This is a genomic window from Catellatospora bangladeshensis (assembly GCF_016862575.1).
In the GTDB taxonomy this organism is placed as follows: domain Bacteria; phylum Actinomycetota; class Actinomycetes; order Mycobacteriales; family Micromonosporaceae; genus Catellatospora; species Catellatospora bangladeshensis.
In genome coordinates this window covers 13,255-35,373 of the sequence record NZ_BONF01000065.1, presented here as the reverse complement: position 1 = coordinate 35,373, position 22,119 = coordinate 13,255, and the positions used below count along the sequence as shown (strand labels likewise).

The 22,119-nt window shown below is 72.1% G+C and carries 19 protein-coding genes; 5 read left to right on the top strand and 14 right to left on the bottom strand.

Features of this window, described 5'->3' with window-relative positions; genetic code table 11:
* Nucleotides 1–228: 228 nt before the first annotated feature.
* The 7 genes from Cba03nite_RS38215 to Cba03nite_RS38185 all read right to left on the bottom strand — a co-directional run bounded on the left by Cba03nite_RS38215 (nt 229) and on the right by Cba03nite_RS38185 (nt 9,983).
* Entirely contained in the window at nt 229–516 is a 288-nt protein-coding gene (locus Cba03nite_RS38215) for a glycine zipper domain-containing protein (RefSeq protein WP_203757230.1), read from the bottom strand.
* 94 nt (nt 517–610) lie between these two features.
* Complete coding sequence (locus Cba03nite_RS38210; protein WP_239126332.1) at nt 611–1,354, bottom strand: DUF4240 domain-containing protein; 744 nt, start codon at nt 1,352–1,354, stop codon at nt 611–613.
* Between the two features lie 108 nt (nt 1,355–1,462).
* Nucleotides 1,463–4,777, bottom strand: a complete 3,315-nt coding sequence (locus Cba03nite_RS38205; RefSeq protein ID WP_203757227.1) for a glycoside hydrolase family 48 protein — start codon at nt 4,775–4,777, stop codon at nt 1,463–1,465.
* Nucleotides 4,778–5,229: 452 nt separating this feature from the next.
* On the bottom strand, nt 5,230–6,786 hold the full coding sequence (locus tag Cba03nite_RS38200; RefSeq protein WP_203757226.1) for an N-acyl-D-amino-acid deacylase family protein: 1,557 nt from the start codon (nt 6,784–6,786) through the stop codon (nt 5,230–5,232).
* Between the two features lie 134 nt (nt 6,787–6,920).
* Nucleotides 6,921–8,027, bottom strand: a complete 1,107-nt coding sequence (gene menC, locus Cba03nite_RS38195; RefSeq protein WP_203757225.1) for an o-succinylbenzoate synthase — start codon at nt 8,025–8,027, stop codon at nt 6,921–6,923.
* On the bottom strand, nt 8,024–8,890 hold the full coding sequence (locus Cba03nite_RS38190; RefSeq protein ID WP_203757224.1) for a GNAT family N-acetyltransferase: 867 nt from the start codon (nt 8,888–8,890) through the stop codon (nt 8,024–8,026). Before Cba03nite_RS38190 ends, menC begins: the two co-directional genes overlap by 4 nt.
* A gap of 172 nt (nt 8,891–9,062) precedes the next feature.
* Nucleotides 9,063–9,983, bottom strand: a complete 921-nt coding sequence (locus Cba03nite_RS38185) for a MerR family transcriptional regulator (protein WP_203757223.1) — start codon at nt 9,981–9,983, stop codon at nt 9,063–9,065.
* Between the two features lie 60 nt (nt 9,984–10,043).
* Between Cba03nite_RS38185 and Cba03nite_RS38180 the strand changes: the two genes are divergently transcribed.
* The gene (locus tag Cba03nite_RS38180) at nt 10,044–11,246 is read left to right on the top strand and encodes a cryptochrome/photolyase family protein (RefSeq protein ID WP_203757222.1); all 1,203 of its coding nucleotides are present in this window, start codon (nt 10,044–10,046) and stop codon (nt 11,244–11,246) included.
* Between the two features lie 339 nt (nt 11,247–11,585).
* Entirely contained in the window at nt 11,586–12,212 is a 627-nt protein-coding gene (locus Cba03nite_RS38175) for an alpha/beta hydrolase (protein WP_203757221.1), read from the top strand.
* Nucleotides 12,213–12,255: 43 nt separating this feature from the next.
* Here the strand turns inward: Cba03nite_RS38175 and Cba03nite_RS38170 are convergent, their stop codons facing one another.
* On the bottom strand, nt 12,256–12,528 hold the full coding sequence (locus Cba03nite_RS38170) for a GlsB/YeaQ/YmgE family stress response membrane protein (protein WP_203757219.1): 273 nt from the start codon (nt 12,526–12,528) through the stop codon (nt 12,256–12,258).
* A gap of 177 nt (nt 12,529–12,705) precedes the next feature.
* The gene (locus Cba03nite_RS38165; RefSeq protein ID WP_239126331.1) at nt 12,706–13,092 is read right to left on the bottom strand and encodes a PRC-barrel domain containing protein; all 387 of its coding nucleotides are present in this window, start codon (nt 13,090–13,092) and stop codon (nt 12,706–12,708) included.
* A 138-nt stretch (nt 13,093–13,230) separates the two neighbouring features.
* Here Cba03nite_RS38165 and Cba03nite_RS38160 point away from each other — a divergent pair, with 138 nt between their 5' ends.
* Together Cba03nite_RS38160 and Cba03nite_RS38155 are read left to right on the top strand one after the other, a co-directional pair.
* Nucleotides 13,231–13,725, top strand: coding sequence for an SRPBCC family protein (locus Cba03nite_RS38160; protein ID WP_203757217.1), 495 nt, complete (start codon nt 13,231–13,233; stop codon nt 13,723–13,725).
* Nucleotides 13,726–13,820: 95 nt separating this feature from the next.
* Nucleotides 13,821–14,519, top strand: coding sequence for a hypothetical protein (locus tag Cba03nite_RS38155; RefSeq protein WP_203757215.1), 699 nt, complete (start codon nt 13,821–13,823; stop codon nt 14,517–14,519).
* Between the two features lie 8 nt (nt 14,520–14,527).
* On the opposite strand, the gene Cba03nite_RS38150 is transcribed toward Cba03nite_RS38155, so the two are convergent.
* Together Cba03nite_RS38150 and Cba03nite_RS38145 are read right to left on the bottom strand one after the other, a co-directional pair.
* Complete coding sequence (locus tag Cba03nite_RS38150; protein ID WP_203757213.1) at nt 14,528–15,073, bottom strand: MOSC domain-containing protein; 546 nt, start codon at nt 15,071–15,073, stop codon at nt 14,528–14,530.
* Nucleotides 15,074–15,142: 69 nt separating this feature from the next.
* The gene (locus Cba03nite_RS38145) at nt 15,143–15,658 is read right to left on the bottom strand and encodes an HAD domain-containing protein (protein WP_203757211.1); all 516 of its coding nucleotides are present in this window, start codon (nt 15,656–15,658) and stop codon (nt 15,143–15,145) included.
* 81 nt (nt 15,659–15,739) lie between these two features.
* Here Cba03nite_RS38145 and hypF point away from each other — a divergent pair, with 81 nt between their 5' ends.
* Nucleotides 15,740–18,031: a carbamoyltransferase HypF gene (gene hypF / locus Cba03nite_RS38140; RefSeq protein ID WP_203757209.1), complete on the top strand. Its 2,292-nt coding sequence runs from the start codon at nt 15,740–15,742 to the stop codon at nt 18,029–18,031.
* Nucleotides 18,032–18,081: 50 nt separating this feature from the next.
* Here the strand turns inward: hypF and Cba03nite_RS38135 are convergent, their stop codons facing one another.
* The 3 genes from Cba03nite_RS38135 to Cba03nite_RS38125 all read right to left on the bottom strand — a co-directional run bounded on the left by Cba03nite_RS38135 (nt 18,082) and on the right by Cba03nite_RS38125 (nt 21,975).
* Entirely contained in the window at nt 18,082–18,822 is a 741-nt protein-coding gene (locus Cba03nite_RS38135) for a TetR/AcrR family transcriptional regulator (RefSeq protein ID WP_203757207.1), read from the bottom strand.
* An 82-nt stretch (nt 18,823–18,904) separates the two neighbouring features.
* Entirely contained in the window at nt 18,905–21,283 is a 2,379-nt protein-coding gene (locus Cba03nite_RS38130) for an AAA family ATPase (RefSeq protein ID WP_203757206.1), read from the bottom strand.
* Nucleotides 21,280–21,975 (bottom strand): hypothetical protein, encoded by a 696-nt coding sequence (locus tag Cba03nite_RS38125; RefSeq protein ID WP_203757199.1) that lies wholly within the window; start codon nt 21,973–21,975, stop codon nt 21,280–21,282. The genes Cba03nite_RS38130 and Cba03nite_RS38125 overlap by 4 nt, the downstream gene beginning before the upstream one ends.
* Nucleotides 21,976–22,119: the final 144 nt, after the last annotated feature.

Sequence of the window (22,119 nt, the reverse complement as noted above, 5' to 3'; positions counted from 1 at the left end):
CGGCGTTGGTGTCGAAACCTGTGGCCAGACCACGCTTTGCGACACGAGACCGCGATCTTCCCAACTCCCAGCCCACGTCACCCCAGCGAAGATCGCCATCCGGTGTCCGGACGTGGGGTCAGACCGCAGGTTTCGACACAGGACGGCGATCTTCTCCGGGATGACGGGCGGCGCGACGAGGAGGAGGGGCGGGTCGCGGCCGGGAGGAGGCCGGGGATTCCCGGCGGCTCACTCCGCAGGCGGGCGACGCCGCCGCTGCTCCTGGACACCGGCGCCGAGCGCCACGCCGATGGCGATGCCCATGCCGACGCCCAGGGCGAGGTTGTCCAGCGCCAAGCCGAACGCCACACCGAGCGCGGTGCCCAGTGCGATGCCGAGCGCCAGCGCGTTGCCGCCCTCCTTCGACCCGGCGCCGGCGTCCTCGCGGGGCAGGTCAGGGCCGTTGCCGTCGACCGGGACACCGGGGCGCTCGCCAGGCGGGTCCGCCCGGCCGGGCTCGTTCACGTTCTCCGCCAATGTCGCCTCCCAGTGCTCTGAAACCGCCGGTTCCCGGTCCGGGTACCCGGGCCACCCGCGATGATGCCGGTTCGATGCACGGTGCCCGACGATGTCAACCGGGGCGGCCGTCGGCGTCCAGCAGGCCGGGGATGACAAGCTGCCCGGGGATCTGCTCGGCAGCGGGCCAGGGTCCCTGCGGCGGTGCCTCGGCGCCCGCCCGGTCCGGCGGCGCACTCCGGCTGAACAGCGTCGTCAGGCGGGGCAGCCGCCGGGCCGCCTCGGCCGGGTCGGCCAGATCCCAGCGCTCGTCCTGGAGCGTGGGCAGCCGGGGGTGCGGGCGGTGCTGCTCGACGGCGCGGTAGATGTTGGCGCCCGCGCCGCGTACGCCCTCCCAGGCCTCGCCCGCGGCGTAGTCGAGCTCCTCCCACTCCGGCCACTCGTCGAGCCGCCAGCGGATGCGGTCCCGGGCGGCCAGCTGCCGGACCTGCGGCACCAGCGCCAGCGAGTCGGGATCGGCGACGACCCGCTCGAAGGTCTCCCGGCCCAGGGTCATCAGCCAGTTGCGCAGGTAGTGGAAGGTGTCGTCGGTGCACGGGCCGACGATGCGGGTGGCCGCGCCCCACATGAGCCAGGTCATGGCGCGGTCGGAGGCGTCGTCCAGGTGCACCTCGAAGTCCAGGATGTCGGTCGCGCCGCGGCCGGACAGCCGCTCCTGCAACCAGGTCGCGCGGGCCCGGCGCCCGGCGCACTCACGCACCGCACGCTCGACGAGCCCCCAGAACTCCCCCACATCCACGGCCAGCACTGTCGCACACCCGTGCGACGGGTGGTAGGTCGCGGTCGGGAACTCGATCACGGCCCCAGGGTCGCGACACGCCGCCGAACACGCCCATAAGTTCATGATCGACGCAGAGGTAGGAGGGGCCCGCCCCGGCGCGGTGGCCGGGGCGGGCGGTGGTGGGGGTCAGCCGGCGGGGAACAGGCTGCCGTAGTCGGCGAAGGCCATGGCGATGTCGGCCTGCGCCCAGAAGCGGTGGTAGGTGAAGGTCGGTGCCGGGCCGGAGCCGCTCAGGTACGACTGGACCGCCGGCCAGGCCGGGTCGGTCTGGTAGAACGGCCGGATCGACATGAACGTCGAGCTGGAGTTGATCGGCACGCCGGTGCCCATGGTGCCGCTGAAGCCCGACGGGACGTACAGGCCGTTGCCCGTGGACGCGTTGTACACGTCGTCGAACCGGTTGTAGTCCTCGCGGGTCTCCGGCACCACGATGCCCTTGGTGTCGTTCGCCTTGATCAGGATCATCCGGTCGAGCAGGCCCTTCGCGGTGGCCTTGGCGGAGTTGCCGAGCGTGGTGTTGCCCGCCTTGGCCGCGTAGTACGTCAGCGTACGGGCGTAGGCCGCCGCGACGCCGACGTCGTTGCTGGTCTTGGCGACCGTGACGTGCAGGTTGGGGTTGGCCGCCACGGTGCCGCCGCTGAAGTTGCCCGACGGCGCGCCCGACCAGGTCATGTCACCGGGGATGGTGAACGACGAGCCGGAGCCGAGCGTGGTCTGCGAGACCGCCCAGGCGACCCACTTGTCCATGATCTGCTTGGCCTTCGCGTTGCCGGTGGCGTAGTACAGCTCCGCGACCCGGTGCAGCGACCAGGCCTGGAAGCCGAACCACTGGTTGCTCGGCGGGTCGTGGTAGACCGGCTTCACGTCGTAGGCCAGCCCGTAGAACGTCGGCGTGCCCGCGGGCGGCGCCGAGTAGTTGCCGTTCCAGCTGTTCGTCGCGCCACCGGCGATGGCGCCCTCGGCCGACTGCAGCCAGAGGTAGAAGTCGAGCTGGCGGTTGAGGCTGGTGTCCCAGTCCGCCGCGGCCGTCGGCGACTGCGGGCGCAGCGCGGTCGGGCCGGACGAGCCGAGCACGTACGCGGCGAGCGGGTTCTGGTAGCCCTGGTGGTTGTGGCTGGAGCCGATGCGCCACGACCAGGCGCCGCCGATGTCGCCACCCCACGCGTAGTACCAGGACAGCAGGTAGTTGCTGCTGCTCTTGCCGGAGCCGGCGGCACACGAGGTGGAGGTGCAGCCCGGGTTCTTGAAGTACTTGTCGTACATCGAGTACCGCAGGTAGTCGCCCATCTTCGCGGCCTTGGCCACGGTCGCCGAGATCTGCGACTGGTTGCCCTGGGCCGTGGCCCACTGCAGCGCCCAGTACGCCGCCTGCACCGCGCGGGCGTCGGCGTCGGGGGCGTTGGTGTAGCGCCACTGCCCCGTGCTGGAGCCCTGGATGAACAGCGACGGGAAGTTCGCGAACCGGCCCGTGTCACACGACGGGTGCGCGATCGTCTCCCACGCCGACTCCTGCGGCCCACGCTGGAACGTGTTGATGTACGTCACCCGCTGGGTGCTGTCGCCGCACTCCGCGCCGGTACGGCCGGTGCCGTACTTGTACACGTCGTCGACGTCCAGCAGCCAGTGCATGCCGTAGATGTTGCGGTTGCCGTACGTCGACTGCAGCTCGTTGGCCAGCGGGTCCTGCCCGGCCACCACGCTGGTGCTCAGCGGCACGGGGTAGTTGCTGGGCAGCAGCCCCTCGGGCGCGTAGTCGGCCGGGTCGGCCGGGTTGTACGTGCTCTGCCCCGGCTGGGCGGACGCGGACGGGATCACGTACTGCTCGGTGATGTTCCAGGCGTTGTTGAACGGCGTCCAGTTGCCGGTGACCCGGCCGTACTGCGCCTCCAGCCAGATCCAGAAGCTGAACGCCTCGGACGTGGTCTCGTGGCCGTGGTCGGGCGCCTCGACGATCAGCGTCTCGATCGAGTGGTACGGGATGCCCTCGGGCGAGAAGTAGCCGTTGGCCGGGTCCTTCAGCTTGTTGTACTGCGTGGTGAACTCGGTGATGTAGGAGTTCGCCGTGTTCTCGTCGTCGACCTCGGTCGCCGTCACGGTCACCGAGGACAGCCCGCTGGACGCGACCGTGATCGGCCGGGTGCCGTTGGTGCTGTCGCTGTCCTGCGCCGCGGCCAGGGTGACGTTCTGGGACGTGTTCCAGTTGCTGGTCGTGAACGTCAGGCTCGCGCCGGACGAGACCGTGAGGTCGGTGTCACCGCTGCCGGCGGTGCTGGTCACCGTCACGCTCGCGGTGGGCTGGGCGGCCAGGCGCACCGCGTACACCGCGGTCGAGCCCTCGGGCACGTTGACGCTCGTCGGCGTGACGACCAGGCCCTGTGGCGTGATGGAGTCGTCGTCGGCCTCGGTCGCGGTCACGTTGACCGAGGTGAGGCCGCTGGACGCCACGGTGATCGGGCGGGTGCCGTTAGTCGTGTCGGAGTCCTGCGCGGCGGCCACGGTGACCGTCTGCGGGGTGCTCCAGTTCGACGTGGTGAAGGTCAGGCTCGCGCCCGAGGCCACGGTGAGGCTGGTGTCACCGGTGCCCGCGGTGTTCGTGACGGTGACGTTGCCCGACGGCTGTACGGCCAGGCGCACCGTGTAGGTGCCCGTCCCGCCCTCGGGGACGGTCACCGCGGTCGACGAGACCACCAGCGACTGCGGCGTGACCGAGTCGTTGTCGGCCTCGGTCGCGTTCACGGTGACCGAGGTCAGGCCGCTCGCCGCGACCGTGAACGGCCGGGTGCCGTTGGTCGTGTCGGAGTCCTCGGCCGCCGCCAGCGTGACGATCTGGTTCGTGTTCCAGTTGCTCGACGTGAAGGTCAGGCTGCTGCCGGACGACACCGTGAGGTTGCTGTCGCCGGAGCCCGCCGTCGTGGTCACGGTGACGTTCGACGACGGGGCCGAGCTCAGCCGCACCGCGTAGGTCGCGGTGCCGCCCTCGGGCACGCTCACGCTGGTCGGGGACACGACCAGGCTGGGCGTGGGGTTGGTGCCGCCGCAGGAGACGCCGTTGATCGCGAAGTTGCTCGGGTTGGTGTTCGTGCCGCTGTACGAGGCGTTGAACCCGATGGTGGTCGACGCGCCGTTGGCCAGGTTGCCGTTGTAGGACAGGTTCGTCGCGGTGACGTTCTGCCCGGACTGGCTGTAGTTGGCCGACCAGCCCTGGATGCCGCCCTGGTTACCGGGCCAGGTCCAGGTCAGCGACCAGCTGGTCAGCGGGTCGCCGGTGTTGGTGATGGTGATGTTCGCGCCGAAGCCGCTGCCGTTGTCCCACGCTTTCGTATAGGTGACCTGGCAGGACACGGCGGCGTGGGCCGGGGTGGCGATGGCCGCCCCCGAGACCACGACCATGGCGCCGACCGCGCACAGCGCAGCACGACGCCTCAACGTGCGGATACTCATGAGCTCTCCTCATGGAGCGGGTGCCGGCCGCTAGTCCCGGAATCGGGCCGAGAACGACGACGAGGTGGCGACGGCCATGCAGCGGCCAGTCAGGCGCCGTCCGTCACCGGATGCCCTCGGCCGCCCGATCCGCGTGAGGCTCCACACGAGTAGATGAAAGCATCGCATCGACCTCTGCTGATCACAAGACCCGACCACGCTGCCATTCTCAGCTTCCCCCAAGGAAAGGAAGGGCACCTTCTTAACGCTATGCGTAGAAGAAGGTGCCCTTCTTAACCCTGCGGTGCAGCGTCCTTTCACGACACTTCCGCCCGTGACGCGGTGGGCGTGCGTAGCCGCCCATGGTCCCCGTGCACTTTCGGGGAAAGTGCACGCACGGCGACGTGCTTTCGCGCAGTTTCCCCGAAACTGCACGACGGCCGGGCGGCCGGGCGGCCGGTACGCGGGAGGGGTCAGCCGCGTAGGACGCGGCCGTGGCGCTCGCCGGTGAACTCGCCGCCGACGACGACCGGGTGGCCCGCGAGCAGCACGTGCACCACGCCGGCCGGGCGCACGTCGGGCACCTCGTACGTGCCCTCGTGGCCGATCGCCGCCGGATCGAAGACCACCAGGTCGGCCGCCGCGCCCGCGCCCACGAACCCGCGCCCGGCCAGGCCGAACTGGTCCGCGATCGCCGAGGTCATCTTGCGTACCGCCTCGGGCAGGGTGAGCACGCCGCGCTCGCGCACATACTCCCCCAGCACCCGCGGGAAGCAGCCCCAGGTGCGCGGATGCTGCAGCCCCACCGGCGGCCCGTTGTCGGAGCCGATGCCGACCAGCGGATCCGCCATGATCGTCTCTACGTCCTCCTCGGCCATCATCGTGATGACCATGCCCGCGCCGGGATCGGCGATGAGCAGCTCGCACAGCGTGTCGAAGGCGTCGCCGCCGCCCGCCAGCCCGTCCAGCGTGCGCCCGATCGCGTCCGGCCGGGTCAAGTGCGTGGTGACCAGCACGTCAGCCGGGGTGACCCGGGCCCAGAAGCCGTTGGGCTGGGTCAGGTCCTCGGCCTGCGCCCGCAGTGCGGCCCGCGCGGCCGGGTCGGCGAGCCGGGCGCGCAGCGCCGCCGTGCCGCCGACCTGCGCCGAGCCGGGCAGCAGGGCGTTGAGGAAGGTGCCGCCCGCGCGGTACGGGTACACGTCGCCGCGTACGTCCACCCCGGCCAGCCGGGCGTCGTGCAGCTTGGACAGCAGCATCTTCGCGCCGCCGTGGTTGGCCCGCCCGGCGACCTTGCAGTGGGAGATCTGCAGCCGCACCCGGGCCTGGGTGGCGATCTCCACCGCCTCGTCGAGCGCCTCGGCCAGCCGGTCGTCCTCGTTGCGCATGTGCGTGGTGTACGGCCGGTTCCACCGGTGCGCGACCCGGGCCAGGGCGACCAGCTCGCCGGTGTCGCCGTAGCTGCCCGGCGGGTAGATCAGCCCGCTGGACAGGCCGATCGCGCCCGCCGCGAACGCCTCGTCGGCGAGCCGGCACATCTCGTCCAGCGCGCCGGGACGCAGCGCCTCGTCCATACCGTTGGCCTGTACGCGCAGCGTGTTGTGCCCGACCAGCGCGGCGACGTGGTTGGCCGAGCCGGCCGCGTCGACGGCGGCCAGGTATCCGGCGAAGTCCAGCGGCGACACCGGCACCGGCCCGGCGATCTCGGCGAACAGTGCGCCCGCAGCCTCGATGCCCGCCGCGTCCAGCGGCGCGAACGAGAACCCGCAGTTGCCGACGATCTCCGTGGTGACACCCTGGAGCAGCTTGAACGGCTGCGGATCGGCCATCAGCGGCACCATGTCGGAGTGGCTGTGCGGGTCGATGAACCCGGGCGCGACGACCAGCCCGGTCACGTCCAGCTCGCGGCGGGCGGGGCCGAGATCGGCGCCGACCGCGGTCACCCGCTCGCCGGTGATCGCCACGTCCGCCACGACGGCCGGGCCGCCGAGGCCGTCGACGACGGTGCCACCGCGCAGTACGAGATCGTGCATGTGTCTCTTCTCCTGTTCACACCCACGGCGTGGCGGCGTCTGTGCTTGATCAGCACACCCTAGGGTGCGCCGCGTTCAGGCAGCGTTAAGAAGGGCACCTTCTACTACGAAAACCGTTAAGAAGGTGCCCTTCCTTACCTGGCGAGCCATTCGGTGGCGGTGGTGACCTCGGTGAGGGTGGCGGGGTCGGGGTCTACGCCGATGCCGGGGGCCGTGGGGACGGGGAGGTGGCCGTCGGCGAGGACGAAGGGGGCGGTGATGTCGCGGGAGAAGTAGCGGTCCGAGGCGGAGGTGTCGCCGGGCAGGACGCAGCCGGGCAGCGCGGCGAGGGCGACGTTGGCGGCGCGGCCGAGGCCGGTCTCCAGCATGCCGCCGACCCAGACGGGGACGCCGTTGGCGGCGCAGACGTCGTGTACGCGGCGCGCCTCCAGGTAGCCGCCGACCCGGCCGGGCTTGATGTTGACGACGGACGTGGCACCGAGCGCGATCGCGTCGGCGGCGGCGCGGGCGCTGGTGATGGACTCGTCCAGGCAGATCGGGGTGCGCACCTGCCGGGCCAGCTCGGCGTGCCCGCGGATGTCGTCCTCGGGCAGCGGCTGCTCCATCAGCAGCAGGTCGAACGGGTCGAGTTTGGCCAGGTGCCGCGCGTCGGCCAGCGTGTACGCGGTGTTCGCGTCGACCTGGAGCAGGATGTCGCCGAAGCGCTCGCGCACCGCCTGGACCGGTGCCACGTCCCAGCCGGGCTGGATCTTCAGCTTGATCCGCAGGTAGCCCTCGGCGAGGTAGCCCTCGACCGCCTCCAGCAGCTCGGGGATCGAGTCCATGATGCCGACGGAGACGCCCGCGGGGACCCGGTCGCGCACCGCGCCCAGGTGCGCGGCCAGCGGCATGCCCGCCAGCCGCAGCCGGGCGTCGAGCAGCGCGGTCTGCACCGCGGCCTTGGCCATCGGGTGCCCCTTGATCTTCGCGAAGGGCACCTCGGCCTGGTACGGGTCGGCGTCGGGCAGGCTCAGCACCGCCGGGACCAGGTAGCGGCGCACCACCTCGGCGGCGGCGTCGACGTACTCGCTGGAGTACAGCGGCGCGGACATGGCCACGCACTCGCCCCAGCCCTCGGCCCCCTCCTCGGTGACCGCGCGCACCAGCAGCACGTCGCGGTCCCGCTCCACCCCGAACGACGTCCGGAACGGACTGACCAGCGGCATCGCGATGCGGCGCAGCTCGAATCCGGTCACCTTCATGCTCTGACCTCCAACACGTACCGTCCGTCCCGGGTCATCCCGGTGATCCGGTAACCCGCTTCCAGCGCCGCGCAGATCGCCTCGCGCACGGCGTACCGCCAGGCCCGTGCCGTGTCGCGGTCGCGCCCGCGCAGCCCCTCCACATCGGCGGGCACCGCCACCAGCAGCGGCCGCCCGTCCGGCGGCGGCGCCTGGTCCGGCACGCGCGGCGCGTCCTCGGCGGTGCGGCCCAGCAGCTCCCCCGCCGCGGCCTGCACCCACAGCTCGACCTCGGCGGTCTCACCCCGGGCCGCGGCGTATGCGGCCGGCGAGAGCAGGTCCCAGCGCACGTAGATGCGGTCGGTGGCCTCGCCGGTGTTGATGCCGTCGTTCATCTCGCCGTAGAAGTCCGGCAGGTAGGCGGCCGCCGCCGCGCCGAGCTTGTGCAGGTTCACGTGCGCGTTACGGCGCACCAGCGGGTCGAAGGTCCAGCACACCTCACCGACCCCTCGCGCCAGGGCCCAGGCCCGCTGGTGCTGCTTGAGGGCGAAGCCCACGCCGCGGCTCTGCCGCGCCGGGTCCACGCCGGCGATGTGCGAGTGCAGATGGCCCACGCCGAAGAAGCCCACGGCCGTGCCGATCAGGACATCGTCGCGGTACGCGCCGACGACGTAGTTGCCGGAGTGCTCCAGCGCGCGCATCATCCCGCCGTTGACGAGCTGGTCGGGCGAGTCCGCCCGCCAGATCCGGCACAGCAGCTCGGCGGCGGCATGCTGCTCGGCCACCGTGACCAGCTCCCGCATGCGTACGTCCAGCCGCTCGGCGGCCGCGGTGGCCAGCGCCTCCGCCTCCTCGACCGCGTCGAGGGTGATCTGCTCCGTCACGTCGACCCACTCTCTGCCCGCCGGCCGCGCACCGCTGCCACCTCCACCGTAAGCACGGGGCGCAGCTTCGGAACCGGCCGTTGCAGCAGAACCGTACGGGCCCGCGGATCACGCCTTCATCGTCCCGGCCGACGAAACGCACCCACCGGGGTCATCGGCGCGAACATGCCCGTCAGCCGGACTCGCTGACGGCGATGGCGAGGGTGAGGGCCGAGTCGAGCGTCTTCGGGTTGAGCACGCCCTCGGGCAGGTCGTCGGGCCAGCCGGGGCCGGCGGCGGCGACCACGGGCGGCCGCTGCGGCATGGCGAGCAGCTCGCGCAGGGTCGTCACGTCGGCCGTGGCCGCCGTGTGCGACCAGGTCACCACGATGGCCGGGCCGGTACGCCGCACCGCGTCGAGCAGGGCCCGGGGCGGCACCCTGGCCCCCAGCAGCCGCGCGGCGACCCCGCGTTCGGCCAGCGCGGCGGCCAGCGCCTCCAGCGGCAGGCTGTGCTGCTCCTCGTCGGCGCAGGCGAGCAGCACGGGCACGGGCGAGCCGGGCGCGGGGCGGGGCACCCCGCCGAGCACCTCGCTTACACACCGCGACACCAGGTGCTCGACCTCGACCAGGCGCTGCGTGGCGGCGTGCCGGGCGCCGATCGCGGCGAGCACCGGCACCAGCAGGTCCTGCCAGGCCGCCGCCACCCCGTGCTGGGCCACGGCGTCGTGCACCAGGTGGCGTACGGTCAGCGCGTCCAGCCGCATCGCGGCACGGGCCAGGCCGCGGGCCTGGGCGCCGGCGCGGCCGACGGCGACGGTGTGCCCGCCCCCGGCGCGGGCCGCCGGGCGTTCCTCGCCCAGCTCGGCGAGGCCGTCGTCGGTGGCCGAGCGGGCGATGCGCGCGGCCTCGGCGGCGGGCACGCCCTGCGCGGTGAGCCGCTGCATCGTCTCCAGGCGGCGCAGGTCGGCCGCGTCGTAGCGGCGATGGTGCCCGGGATCGTGCGCGCTGGGACCCAGCCCGTACCGCTGATGCCAGGTGCGCAGCGTGGTCACGGCGATGCCGAGCCGCCGGGCGACGGCACCCGCGCTCAGACCTTCGTCCTCGTCTGCCACGCGCAGAGCGTACCGCAGGGTACAGTTGCGTTGATTGTTGCATCGTTATCTACGCTGGTGATGACCATGAAAACCGCCGTCCTGCTGCTCACCCGGGACCTGCGCGTGCACGACCAGCCCGCGCTTGCGGGCGCGTGCGCGAACGCCGAACACGTGGTGCCGCTGTTCGTCGCCGATCCGAGCCTGGACGTGCCCGGCAACCGGCGCCGTTTCCTGCTGGAGAGCCTGGGTGACCTGCGCGAGGCGCTGCGCCACCGCGGCGGCGATCTGCTGGTGCGCTCCGGCGATCCGGTCGCCGAGACCATCCGGGTGGCCCGCGCGGTGGGCGCCGACGGCGTGGCGGTGACGGCGGACGTCTCCGCGTACGCGCTGCGCCGCCAGGAGCGGCTCACCCGCGCCTGCGAGCGGGAGCGGCTCGCGCTCAAGCTGTTCCCCGGGGTCACCGTGGTCCCGCCCGGCGCGGTCATCCCCTCGACCGGCGGCGACCACTACAAGGTGTTCACGCCGTACTGGCGCGCCTGGCAGTCCCAGCGCTGGCGCGGCACCGTGGCCACGCCGCGGCGGATCCGCCTGCCCGAGGGCGTCACCGGCGACGATCCGCGCAGGGTGCTCGGGGACGCGCCCGGCGAGTCGCCGAGCCCGATGCGCGGCGGCGAGACCGAGGCGCGCCGCCGTCTGAAGGCCTGGCTGCCGCACGCCGCCGCCTACCCCGACCGGCACGACGACCTGCCCGGCGACGCCACCTCCCGGCTGAGCCCGTACCTGCACTTCGGCAACCTGTCCCCGCTCGAGCTGGCCGTCACGGGCGGGCTGCCCGAGGCATACCTGAGGCAGCTGTGCTGGCGGGACTTCTACCACCAGGTGCTGGCCGCGTTCCCGAAGCTCGGCTCGCAGGCCTACCGGCCGGGCGCGGAGGAGCGCTGGAAGGACGACCCGAAGGCGCTGCAGGCATGGCAGGCCGGGCAGACCGGGGTGCCGCTGGTGGATGCCGGCATGCGGCAGCTGGCCGCCGAGGGCTGGATGCACAACCGGGCCCGGCTGGTCACCGCGTCGTACCTGACCAAGACCCTCGGCCTGGACTGGCGCGACGGCGCGGCCTGGTTCGCCCGGCTGCTCATCGACGCCGATGTGGCCAACAACAACGGCAACTGGCAGTGGGTCGCCGGGACCGGCAACGACACCAAGCCGTACCGGCGGTTCAGCCCGCAGCGACAGACCGAGCGCTTCGACCCGGACGGCGAGTACATCCGCCGCTGGACCTGACCCGGAACCGGTTCCGTCACCTCCGCAAAGCCACTGACCTGGCCTTCCTATGGCATCCGAGCAGCACGGCAGGTTCCATTTCCCCGCAGGCACTGCCAGCGCGCCGGGTCTGAGCTGTGCAAACAGCATCCTCATACAAGATCGCTGGATGCGTGATCACGCATCCAGCGATCGGTGGGAGGACGCGCCGGCGCCGCCCACCGCGACGGCACCGACCCTATATTGCATCGTTCTCTGCATCGATTATCCCGCGCGAGGCACACTGGTGTCCTCGGTTCGGCGGAAGATCGCCGGGACGGCCGGGCAGGAGCCCCGCAGACCGCGACAATAGGAGTGAACATGCGCAGGGCCGCTTTGCAGGTGCGCAACGCCGCAGAGCACCCGCGCGCGCTCGTGATCGTGCTGCACGGCGGTGCCGCCGACGGGCACGGCCGCGCCCACCGCGGCCGCCCGGCATACCTGCGGATGCTGCCCTTCCTGCGCAGGCCGCCCGCGGACGCCACGATCTGGGTGCTGCGGTACCGGTATCGGGGCTGGAACGGCGGGGCCGCCGACCCGGTCCGGGACCTGGCCTGGGCGCTGGACGAGGCCGCCCGGCGCCACCCCGGCCTGCCGGTGATCCTCGTCGGGCACTCGATGGGCGGCCGCACCGCGCTGTGGGGCGCCGGTGCACCACAGGTCACCGCCGTGTGCGCGCTCGCACCCTGGATCGAGCCCGGCGACCCCGTGGAACAGCTCACCGGGCGCACCGTGCTGATCGCCCACGGCGACCGGGACCGGATCACCGACCCGCACGCCTCCCGCCGCTACGCCGACGCGGCCGCGCGGGCGGGCGCGCACGTCACGTACCACGAGGTCACCGGCGACGGGCACGGCATGCTGCGCCGCGCCCGCCACTGGCACGACCTCGTCCGCGCCTTCGTCACCGCCCAGCTGGCCACGGCCGCCCGGCCCCGGACAGCATGACGAGGGCCGGGCGAGTGCCCGGCCCTCGTACGGAGAGACTGTCTCAGTCGACGCTCGACCGGGACGCGATCGGCGCGACCAGCGCGACGCCGAGCGCCGCGAACCCGATCTGGAAGAGCAGCTCCAGCCAGTCCACGCCGCCGGTGTCGGCCACGTTGAACGCGCCCGCCACGAACGTGCCCAGCAGGGCCGCCACGACGCCGATGAGCATGGTCAGCCACAGGGCGATGGACTGCCGGCCCGGCAGGACCAGCCGGCCGAGCACACCGATGACCAGACCGATGATGATCGCGGTGAAGATACCGGTGATTTCCACGGTGTCCCTTCCTTTCATGTCGTTGGCATTGGACTGCCCGCCCGCCCGCACTCTTAAACACGCCGGAGTCCTTTTCAGAACAATGCGGCCGAGGCGTTGGGCGCTCTATTCCAGTGGGCCGGAGAAGGCACACGAATGGGGCCCCGGCGCGAACGCCGGGGCCCCATTACTCAGTTGTCACCGGGGCGGCATGCGGTCGGCGTAGTACGTGCCGACCTGGTCCCGGTACAGGAGGTCGTCGCGGCGGTCCGGGTCGTACTCCGGAGCGTCCTTGATCTCGGCCTTGGTGCGGTTGACGTACACCTTCTCCTCGAGGAAGTCGATGTTGTTCACCACACCCGCGGGAAGCATCCGCTTACTGCCGAAGATCCACGGACCGGTGTCGACGACGATGCAGCTCGAACCGGCGGTGCCGGTCGTCTCATCGATCTTGCCGATACCGCCGTCGGTCGCCTCGACGTGGAAGCCGACGATCGAACGGTCTCCGCCGTCCTCAGTCGTCTTGTAGTCGAGGTCCTCCTTGTAGCTCCACGGGTCCCAGGGGATCGGGTTCATCGCGGTCATGATTCCTCCTCCTTTCGGACTGGTTGCTGACGACAACCGCCTACCCGCTCCCACCCACCGCTAACCTCCGCCCGCAGATCATGTGACCACTCCGCCCGGAATGCATGGATCGGCGGGGGTATGGGTACGAGTGCGGGCATGGCGCGAACGGAGCGGGTGATGGAGGCCTCCCCCGAGCGGATCTTCGCCGTGCTGGCCGACGGCTGGAGCTACGCGGACTGGGTGGTCGGCACCGCGCACATCAGGGACGTCGACTCCAGCTGGCCCGCCATGGGCAGCCGGCTGCACCACAAGGTCGGCCCGTGGCCGCTGTCCACGGCCGACGTCACGCACGTGGTCAGCTGCGATCCACCGCACCGGCTGGTGATGCGGGCCCGGATGTGGCCGCTGGGCGAGGCCGTCGTCGCCTTCACCCTGGTCCGCGTGGACGCCGGGCGCACCAGGGTCATCCTGGTCGAGGACTTCGTACGCGGCCCGATGCGCTGGATGCGCACCAAGGTGAACGACCTGGCGCTGCACGGCCGCAACGTAGAGGTGCTCAGCCGCCTCGCCGACTTCGCGGAGAACCGGGAGAGCACCTACGACGCCCGTGCACTGGCGGAGGTGCGACTGGAACGCGTGGCACGACACTGACCGGTCTGCCCCGTTCCCGCACCGGATCGACCCACTCCCGCAGCCGCGCGGCGCGCCGCGACCGCGGCGACCTCGCCGGGGAGCATCATCGGACGGTGACCCTTCCCCTGCACACGGCGGCCCCGCTGGACTACTACCTGCTGCTCCGCCCAGCCGACGACCGGGTCGAGGGCGTCGTCGTCGAAGAGTTCTCGGTGCGCGAGGACGGCACCGTCAGCGGCCTCGACACCGCCGCCTGGACCATCGACACCGGTGGCTGGTGGAGTTCCGCCGACTTCGGCGCCGCCATGCGGGCCGATCCCGCCGTACGCGGCAGGCTGCGCCCCGTGCACCGCGACGCCGCCGTGACGGCGTACCGGCTGCTCAGCGGTGGGGCGCTCGACGAGGAGGCGGTGCTGCGGCTCAACTTCCTGGACCACCGGCGGCTGCCGAACGCGGCACCCCTGTCCCTCAACGACGGACCGGAGCCGGGCAGCCGCGTCTACCGGATCCTGTTCGCCGGCGAGCCATCCGCCGCCGCGCTGGACGAGCTGTGCCAGGCCTGGCAGCTCGCCCCGGTCGACCCGGCGCTGGATCCGCTCGGCCGCGTCGTCGGGCGTACCCAGGGCACGGCCGGGGCGCACGACGTGGCGTGGGAGCTGCGCCGCATCGGCGCGGGCCTGGGCTGGGCCGTCGACGTCACGGTCCGGCTGCGCGAAGGCCCCGCCGAGACGGTGCCCGCCGCGCTGTACGAGCTGCGCCAGGAGGCGCGGGCCTGCGGCCTGCTCCCGGTGACCGTGGAACGTTTCGCCTGAGCTTCCGGTCAGACCCGGTCGAGCGGCTCGTGCGGCTCCGGCGGCAGCTCGACGGTGATCGGGTCGCCCGGCCGCACCGGGCCGCCCGCGAGCACGATGCTCATGATCCCGGCCCGGCGGACCAGGTTGCCGTCGCCGTCGCGGAACACCATCTGCTTGAGCAGGCCGTCGCTGAAGCGGTCGATCTGGGGGCACGGGTTGCGCAGGCCGGTCACCTCGACCGCGGCCAGCGGGCCCAGGCGCAGCACGGTGCCGCGCGGCAGGGACAGCAGGTCGATGCCGCGGGTGGTGATGTTCTCCCCCAGCTGCCCCGGCGCGACCTCGAAGCCGTGCCCGCGCACCTCGTCGTGCAGCTCGGCGTGGATGAGGTGGACCTGGCGCAGGTTGGGCAGGGTGGGGTCGGCGGCGATCCGGGACAGGTGCTGCACGGTCACCCCCGCATGGGCGTCCCCGGCCACCCCGATCCCTGCGATCAGCTCGATCTCGTCGGTGCCGGGCTTGCTGAACCGGTGCTCGGCGTCCCGGCTGACGGCCACCACCCTCGCGGAAGACATACCCCCATCCTGCCCGGTCCCGCCGGATCCCGCCGCCCCGGAGCGGGCCGCGCGGCGATCATGGGCCTGCTACGCCCAGGCTGACAACGCGGCGAAGTCGTCTTCGCGCAGGCCGTGGCGCGGGTCGACCCGGTAGGGCAGCGCGCGGCCGGGGTGGTGCGCGCCGATCCACTGCGCGTCGGCTTCGGTGAGTTCGTCGTCGACCCAGGCGAAGTCGCGGCCGTCCGCCCACGCGACGAGCGCCCGGGTCTTGAAGTGCAGCCCGTCGCTGCCGTCCGGGCGCGGCTGCGGCCAGTGCACCACCGGCAGCTCGGGCAGCCCCAGCACCGGCGAGATCCACTCGTTGGCCTCGCCGGTCCAGGTGGTCGCCCACACCAGGTCGTATGGCAGGGCGAGCAGCCGTGGGCCGTGGTCGGGCCGCAGCCATACCCGCAGCGGTTTGATCCGGCGGCCCATGAGGTCGTAGCCCTGGAGCGAGGGCAGGGCCATGCGGTGGGTGAGGTAGCCCTCGGGCCGCCGGCACGGCTTGGCGGCGTACGGGTTGAGGGGTCCGTCGACGTCCAGGAACAGCAGCGGGCGCGGCATCCGCGAACTGTAGGCCGACGGTGCCGCGCACGTCCGCCGGTTTTCGCGATGCAGGACGCAGAATGAGCCATGGCATACGGGGTGATTTCTGATGAAACGTCCCACGAGCGGCTGTCCGTGCGCGTGGCCGGCATCGTGCAGGGCGTCGGCTTCCGGCCGTTCGTGTACACGCTCGCGCAGCGGCTGCACCTGCACGGGCACGTCGGCAACGACACCGAGGGCGTCTTCATCGAGGCCGAGGGCCCGCGCCCGGCGCTGGACGCGTTCCTGTCCGCCCTGGACCTGGAACGCCCGCCGCTCGCGGTGATCGACTCGCTGACCGCGCTGCCGCTGCCGGTCACCGGGCGGCCCGGGTTCGTCATCGTCGCCAGCGACGCGTCCGGCCCGCCCGCCGCACAGGTCAGCCCCGACGCCGCGACCTGCGAGGCATGCCTGGCCGAGACGACCGGCGGGGGCGGGCGGCGGCAGGGGTACGCGTTCACCAACTGCACGCACTGCGGCCCGCGCTTCACCATCGTGCGCGACGTGCCCTACGACCGGCCGAACACCACCATGGCCGCCTTCACCATGTGCGAGGACTGCGCCAAGGAGTACGCCGACCCCACCGACCGCCGCTTCCACGCTCAGCCGGTGTGCTGCCCCGCCTGCGGCCCGCGGCTGCGCCTGGTCGGCATGGACGGCCGGACGCTGCTCGGCGACCACACGGACCCGATCGCGGCGACCGCGCGGCTGCTGCGCAGCGGAGCGATCGTCGCGGTGAAAGGGCTGGGCGGCTACCACCTGGCGGTCGACGCGACCCACCCGGAGGCCGCGGCCCGGCTGCGGGCGGGCAAACACCGCGAGGACAAACCTTTCGCGCTGATGGTGACCGACGTAGCCGAAGCGGCCGGGATCGCCGAGGTGGAACCCGCCGCGGCGCGGCTGCTGCGGCACCCGGCCCGGCCGATCGTGCTGCTGCCCCGGCGTGGCCGAAACCCCGCGCACCGGATCGCCGACGCGGTCGCGCCGGGCTGCCGCGAGCTGGGCGTGATGCTGCCCTACACGCCGCTGCACCAGCTGCTGCTCGGCACGGTCGTACGGCCGCTGGTGATGACGAGCGGCAACCTGTCCGACGAGCCGATCGCCTACCGCGACGACGACGCGCTGGCCCGGCTGGCGGGCATCGCCGACGTGGCGCTGACCCACGACCGGCCCATCCACATGCGCACCGACGACTCGGTGGCCCGGATCGTCCGCGGCGCGCCCATGCTGCTGCGCCGCTCGCGCGGGTACGTGCCGCGCGCGCTGCGGCTGCCGTGGGCGCTGCGGCGGCCGGTGCTGGGCTGCGGCGCGGCGCTGAAGAACACGTTCTGCCTGGCGCGCGGCCAGTACGCGACGCTGTCGCACCACATCGGCGACCTGGAGAACGCGCGCACGCACGGCTCCTACGCCGACGGGATCGCGCACCTGGAACGGCTGCTCGGCATCACGCCCGAGCTGGTCGCGCACGACCTGCACCCCGACTACCTGTCCACGGCGTACGCGCTGGAGCGCGACGGGGTGGAGACGGTCGGGGTGCAGCACCACCACGCCCACATCGCGTCCTGCCTGGCCGAGCACGGGGTGCAGCAGGCGGTGATCGGCGTCGCGTTCGACGGGCTCGGCTACGGCGACGACGGCACGCTGTGGGGCGGGGAGATCCTGGTCGCGGATCTGGCGGCGTACGCCCGGGTGGGTCACCTGGAGGCGGTGCCGATGCCCGGCGGGGCGGCCGCGGTGCGCGAGCCGTGGCGCATGGCGCTGTCCTACCTGGATCGGCTGGGCGGTGACCTGCCGGTGCTGCCGCTGGTGGCACGGCAGGCGTTGCGGTGGCGGCCGGTACGCGAGGCGGCGCGGCGCGGTGTCAACTCCCCGCCGACCTCCAGCGCGGGCCGGCTGTTCGACGCGGTCGCGGCGCTGCTCGACCTGCGCGACGAGGTCACCTACGAGGGCCAGGCCGCGGTGGACCTGGAGCAGATCGCCGAGCGCGGCGACGTCACGGGCTATCAGGCCCGGGTCGGCGAGGACCCGGTGCTGACCCTGCACGGCACCGACCTGGTCCGGGCCGTGGTCGCCGACCGGCTGGACGGCGTGCCGGTGCCGCTGGTGGCGGCCCGCTTCCACGCCGGGCTCGCCGATCTCGTGGTCAGCGCGTGCGCGCTGGTGCGCGAGCGGCACGGCCTGGACACGGTCGCCCTGTCCGGTGGCGTCTTCCAGAACACGCTGCTGCTGAACCGTACCGTCGACCGCCTGCTCGCCACCGGTTTCCGCGTGCTGACCCACAGCCAGGTCCCCCCGAACGACGGCGGCATCAGCCTCGGCCAGGCCACCGTCGCCGCCGCCCGCGACCGCTGAGTCAGGAAGGGCACCTTCTACACCGACGTCCGTTGAGAAGGTGCCCTTCCTTACTTGTCGATGAGGCGCTGTACGCCGTCGAGGATGACGTCGAGACCGAAGGCGAAGGCGTGCGCCGGGTCGCTGGATGCCTGGTAGACCTCGCTGGAGGCCTGGCCGACACGGGAGGCGACGGGGTAGTCGCCATGCGCGACGCGTTCCAGCACCGGGGCGGTGGCCCGCCACCACTCATTCTCGGTCATGCCCGACTCGCGCTGCGCCTTGGCCAGACCGGCGTGGGTGCGGGCGACGCCCTCGACGTGGGTCAGCACCAGGGTCAGCACGGAGTCCTGCTGCAGGTCGGACAGGCCGATGCCCTCCAGCACCCGCAACTCCGCCTCGTACTTGAGGAACGCGTGCGGGCCCAGGGTCGGCCGTCCGCCGGTCACGTCGAGCAGCCACGGGTGCCGCAGGGCCAGGTCCCAGTTGCGTTCGGCGATGTAGCGGAGCCCGTCGCGCCAGCCGCCCCTGCTCGCCGGATCGTCGACACCGGTGTACAGCTCGCCGATCACCGTGTCGATCATGAGGTCGGTGAGCTCGGTCTTGCCGGGCACGTGGGTGTACAGCGACATGGTGCCCGCGCCCAGCCGCTCGGCGACGCGGCGCATCGTGGCCGCGTCGACCCCCTCGGCGTCGGCCAGCTCGATGGCGGCCGTGACGATCGCCCGCACGGTGAGCCCGGAGCGGCCGGGCCGTTGGTGCGAGCCCCACAGCAGGGCGAGGCTGCGGCCCGGGTCGCTCTTGGCACTCACCCCACCAGTATCCGTGCCCGCCTCGCGAGGGGTTAGGAAGGGCACCTTCTACAACGCATAGCGTTAAGAAGGTGCCCTTGCTTTACTCGGCGGGGGTGGGGGTGACCGAGGTGGCAGGCAGGGCCATGGTGATGCGGCTGTGGTGCTGGTGGGCGGCCGCGGCCGCTTCGTGGTACGCGTCGAGCTGCGCGAGGAACTCCTCGGAGCGGTAGAGGGAACCGTCCACGGCGGGGCCGGGGCGGCCTTCGAGGACCGCGACGACGTCGTCGCCGGTGAGGGTCTTGTGCGTCTCCAGGGCGTGGGCCAGGGCGAGCACGTCGCGGCGGTGCTGGACGAGCATCTGGCCGGTGCGTTCGAGCAGCTCGCTGAGCATGTCCTCGATGCGGTCGGCCAGCGCGCGGCGGATGTCGGCCTCGGTGTCCTGGCCCTTCTTGCGCCGCCCGCCCTGGCCGCCGCCGGGGGCGCCGACCTCCAGGCGTTTGGCGGTGGAGTACGACGACACGGTGCCGCCCATGCCCCAGTAGCCCTCCATGAACGAGGCGACCGTGGTGGCCGACTCCAGGTCACCGGAGACACCCGACGAGCTGTCGCCGCCGAAGAACAGCCGCTCCCCGGCCAGCGACGCGAGCGACACGCAGATGTCGGACTCGTACTCGGTGCGCCACCGGGTGAACTGGTCCTCGGGCGGGATGCTGGCCACCATGCCCAGGTAGTCGCTGCCCTTCTCGATGGTGGCGATGTCGATCTCCATGTGGTGCCGGGTGCGGTACGCGATCACCGCGTGGCAGGCCTCGTGCACCGCCACGGCGTGCCGCTCGCGCTCGATGTACTCCACGTCCTCCGGCGGGCCGAGTTCCTTGAGCTGCTTGGCCCGCATCACGTCGCGCCAGGCGATGACCTCGCGGCCGTCCCGGATCGCGGTGATCAGCGCCTCGTTGATCAGGTCCTTGATGGTCGCGCCGGTGGCGTACGGCGTGATCGTGGCGAGCTTGTCGACCTGCGCCGAGGTCAGCTCATGGCGCACCTTGCCGAGGTAGCCCTCGTAGGTGCGCACCCGCCCGGCCTTGCTCGGGTAGCCGACCTTGTAGATGCGGTCGATGCGGCCCGGCCGCAGCAGCGCCTCGTCCAGCGCCTCCGGCAGGTTCGTCGCCATCATCACCAGGATCCGGTAGCGCGGCGGCGGCTTGGGACGCATCCCGAGCACCCGGCGCACGTACCGGTTGACGAAGCCGCGCGGCTTCTTCAGCCCGGACAGCTCGGTGAGCAGCGCCTGCAGCGTGCCCATGCCCGCGCCGCCGCCCATGCCCGCGCCCATCACGAACCGGCTGCGCCGCCCGGACTCCGCGGGTTGCTCCGCGTGCAGGTCGGCTGCCGCGTGCCGGGCCAGCCGCCACTGCGTCTCCGGCGACAGGTAGCCGAAGCCGTGGCAGCCCTCGGCCGCCGGGCCGAACGCGGGCCGCATGCCGCGCGGGAAGCCCGGACCGCCCTGCGCGAGCATGCCGCGGCTGCCCAGCGAGTCCGCCTCGTCGAAGAAGACGATCACGCCGCCGTAGCGCAGGGCCAGTTTGCGCAGCTTGCGGAACAACGACTTGACCTTCAGGATGCCGACGCCCATGAACATGTTGGTGAACGCGCCCGGGTCGACGAACACGTACGGCTTGCCGGTCTCCCCCGCGACCGCCTCGGCCATCAGCGTCTTGCCGGTGCCCGGCGGCCCCCACAGCAGCAGGCCGGACGGCACGTAGCCGCCCTTGGCCTCGATCTCCTCGGGCCGCTCCAGGAAGACGATGTTCTCCCGCACCCGGGCCAGCACGTGGTCCTGGCCCCAGACGTCGGCGAACCGGGTCTTGATGTCGTCGGGGTAGTACACGTCCACCCCGCCGCGCGACAGGAACCAGAAGATCGCCACGAACTGCAGCACGACCACGGCCAGGATGAAGATCAGCTGCAGCGCGTACGGCAGCAGCGCCCACAGGATCGCCGGCGCCTGGAACAGCGCCAGCACCGGCGAGGTGTCCAGCACCGTCCCCGCCACCAGCGCGAACACCCCGATCCAGAACAGCCACTTCAGCATCCTGGCCAGCCGGAACCGGCTCCAGTCCGACAGCCGCCGGTGGGTGACCCGCTCGAACCCGCCGAACACCCGATGCGTCCAGAACCGGTGGTACGCCGACCAGTGCTCGCTGACCAGGAAGTGCAGCTGCCGCAGCAGCTCCACACCGGCCAGGATCAGCAGCCAGCGCGCCTCGGTCAGCTGGATCAGCGCCGCCTCCGAGAACGGCATGCCGCCCGGGAAGTCGGCGATCGTCGCCCACACCAGCACCAGCCAGGCGACCGCGAACAGGAACAGGAACTTGACCCGGTCCCAGAACGGCAGGCGCTTGCGCGTCGGCCGCTCCTGCTGCCGGAACGGCTCGCCGGGCGGGCGCAGGCCCTCGACCGGCTCGGTCGGCTCGTTCATCGTGGGCTCCTCACCGTGAAGGACTGCACGACCGCGTCCAGGTCCGCCGCCCGCAGGCGGTAACACGTGGCCGAACAGCGCAGGATGAACTGGTAGAGCCGCCCGCCCACGTCGTCGACGTAGACGGTCTGGACGAACGTCTGCAGCGCACCCCCGCCGGGGCTGTAGTTGAAGACCGTGCGCGCCCCGCGCACCCCGCTCTCGGCCGCGAGCACCTCGTCCGAGATCAGCTCGAACCCCTGGAAGATCGGGTTCTGCGCGTTGTCCTCACGCGCCTGAGGGGTGATCGGGAACAGCAGATCCCGCGCGCCGTTCAGGGACACCGCGTTGACCTCGGCCTCACTGAGGCGCCGCACCATGACGTACACGAACGGCTCGTCACCCAGGCCCAGGAACAGGTGCAGCGGCTGGGCGGAGTCGTCGCCGTCGTAGCCGACCGACCAGATGCGCTCGCGCCGCGCCGCCGCGGCCGCCGACTCGGGGTCCTCACCGGACAGCAGCCCGTCCATCTCCTCATGGGTGAGCCGCTGCCAGCCGTTGGGGACCTTGAAGTACACGCCGTCGTCGGCGTTCTTCACGTACTCGAACTCGGGGGCTCCGCACCCGCCCGACACGGCCGTCACGGCCGTGAGGAGGAGGGCGGCCAGTGTCGACCTGCCCCGCGTGCCCGCTGCCTGCCGCCTGCTCTTCATGACTGACCCCCACACCGCCGGGGTGCCACCGCCCGCCCGCACGAAGCGGTGACGTTGTAAGGAGTATGGGCGACGATCGATCAGCGATCAGATTGGCTGCACAGCCCGTCTTCTAACCCGCTCACCCGATAGCAAAATCGACAC

Coding starts and splice junctions, on each gene's coding strand:
- Cba03nite_RS38205 (WP_203757227.1), bottom strand. CDS start 4,777: ATGAGTATCCGCACGTTGAGGCGTCGTGCTGCGCTGTGCGCGGTCGGC.
- Cba03nite_RS38200 (WP_203757226.1), bottom strand. CDS start 6,786: ATGCACGATCTCGTACTGCGCGGTGGCACCGTCGTCGACGGCCTCGGC.
- menC (WP_203757225.1), bottom strand. CDS start 8,027: ATGAAGGTGACCGGATTCGAGCTGCGCCGCATCGCGATGCCGCTGGTC.
- Cba03nite_RS38180 (WP_203757222.1), top strand. CDS start 10,044: ATGACCATGAAAACCGCCGTCCTGCTGCTCACCCGGGACCTGCGCGTG.
- Cba03nite_RS38175 (WP_203757221.1), top strand. CDS start 11,586: ATGCGCAGGGCCGCTTTGCAGGTGCGCAACGCCGCAGAGCACCCGCGC.
- Cba03nite_RS38165 (WP_239126331.1), bottom strand. CDS start 13,092: ATGACCGCGATGAACCCGATCCCCTGGGACCCGTGGAGCTACAAGGAG.
- Cba03nite_RS38160 (WP_203757217.1), top strand. CDS start 13,231: ATGGCGCGAACGGAGCGGGTGATGGAGGCCTCCCCCGAGCGGATCTTC.
- Cba03nite_RS38150 (WP_203757213.1), bottom strand. CDS start 15,073: ATGTCTTCCGCGAGGGTGGTGGCCGTCAGCCGGGACGCCGAGCACCGG.
- Cba03nite_RS38145 (WP_203757211.1), bottom strand. CDS start 15,658: ATGCCGCGCCCGCTGCTGTTCCTGGACGTCGACGGACCCCTCAACCCG.
- Cba03nite_RS38130 (WP_203757206.1), bottom strand. CDS start 21,283: ATGAACGAGCCGACCGAGCCGGTCGAGGGCCTGCGCCCGCCCGGCGAG.
- Cba03nite_RS38125 (WP_203757199.1), bottom strand. CDS start 21,975: ATGAAGAGCAGGCGGCAGGCAGCGGGCACGCGGGGCAGGTCGACACTG.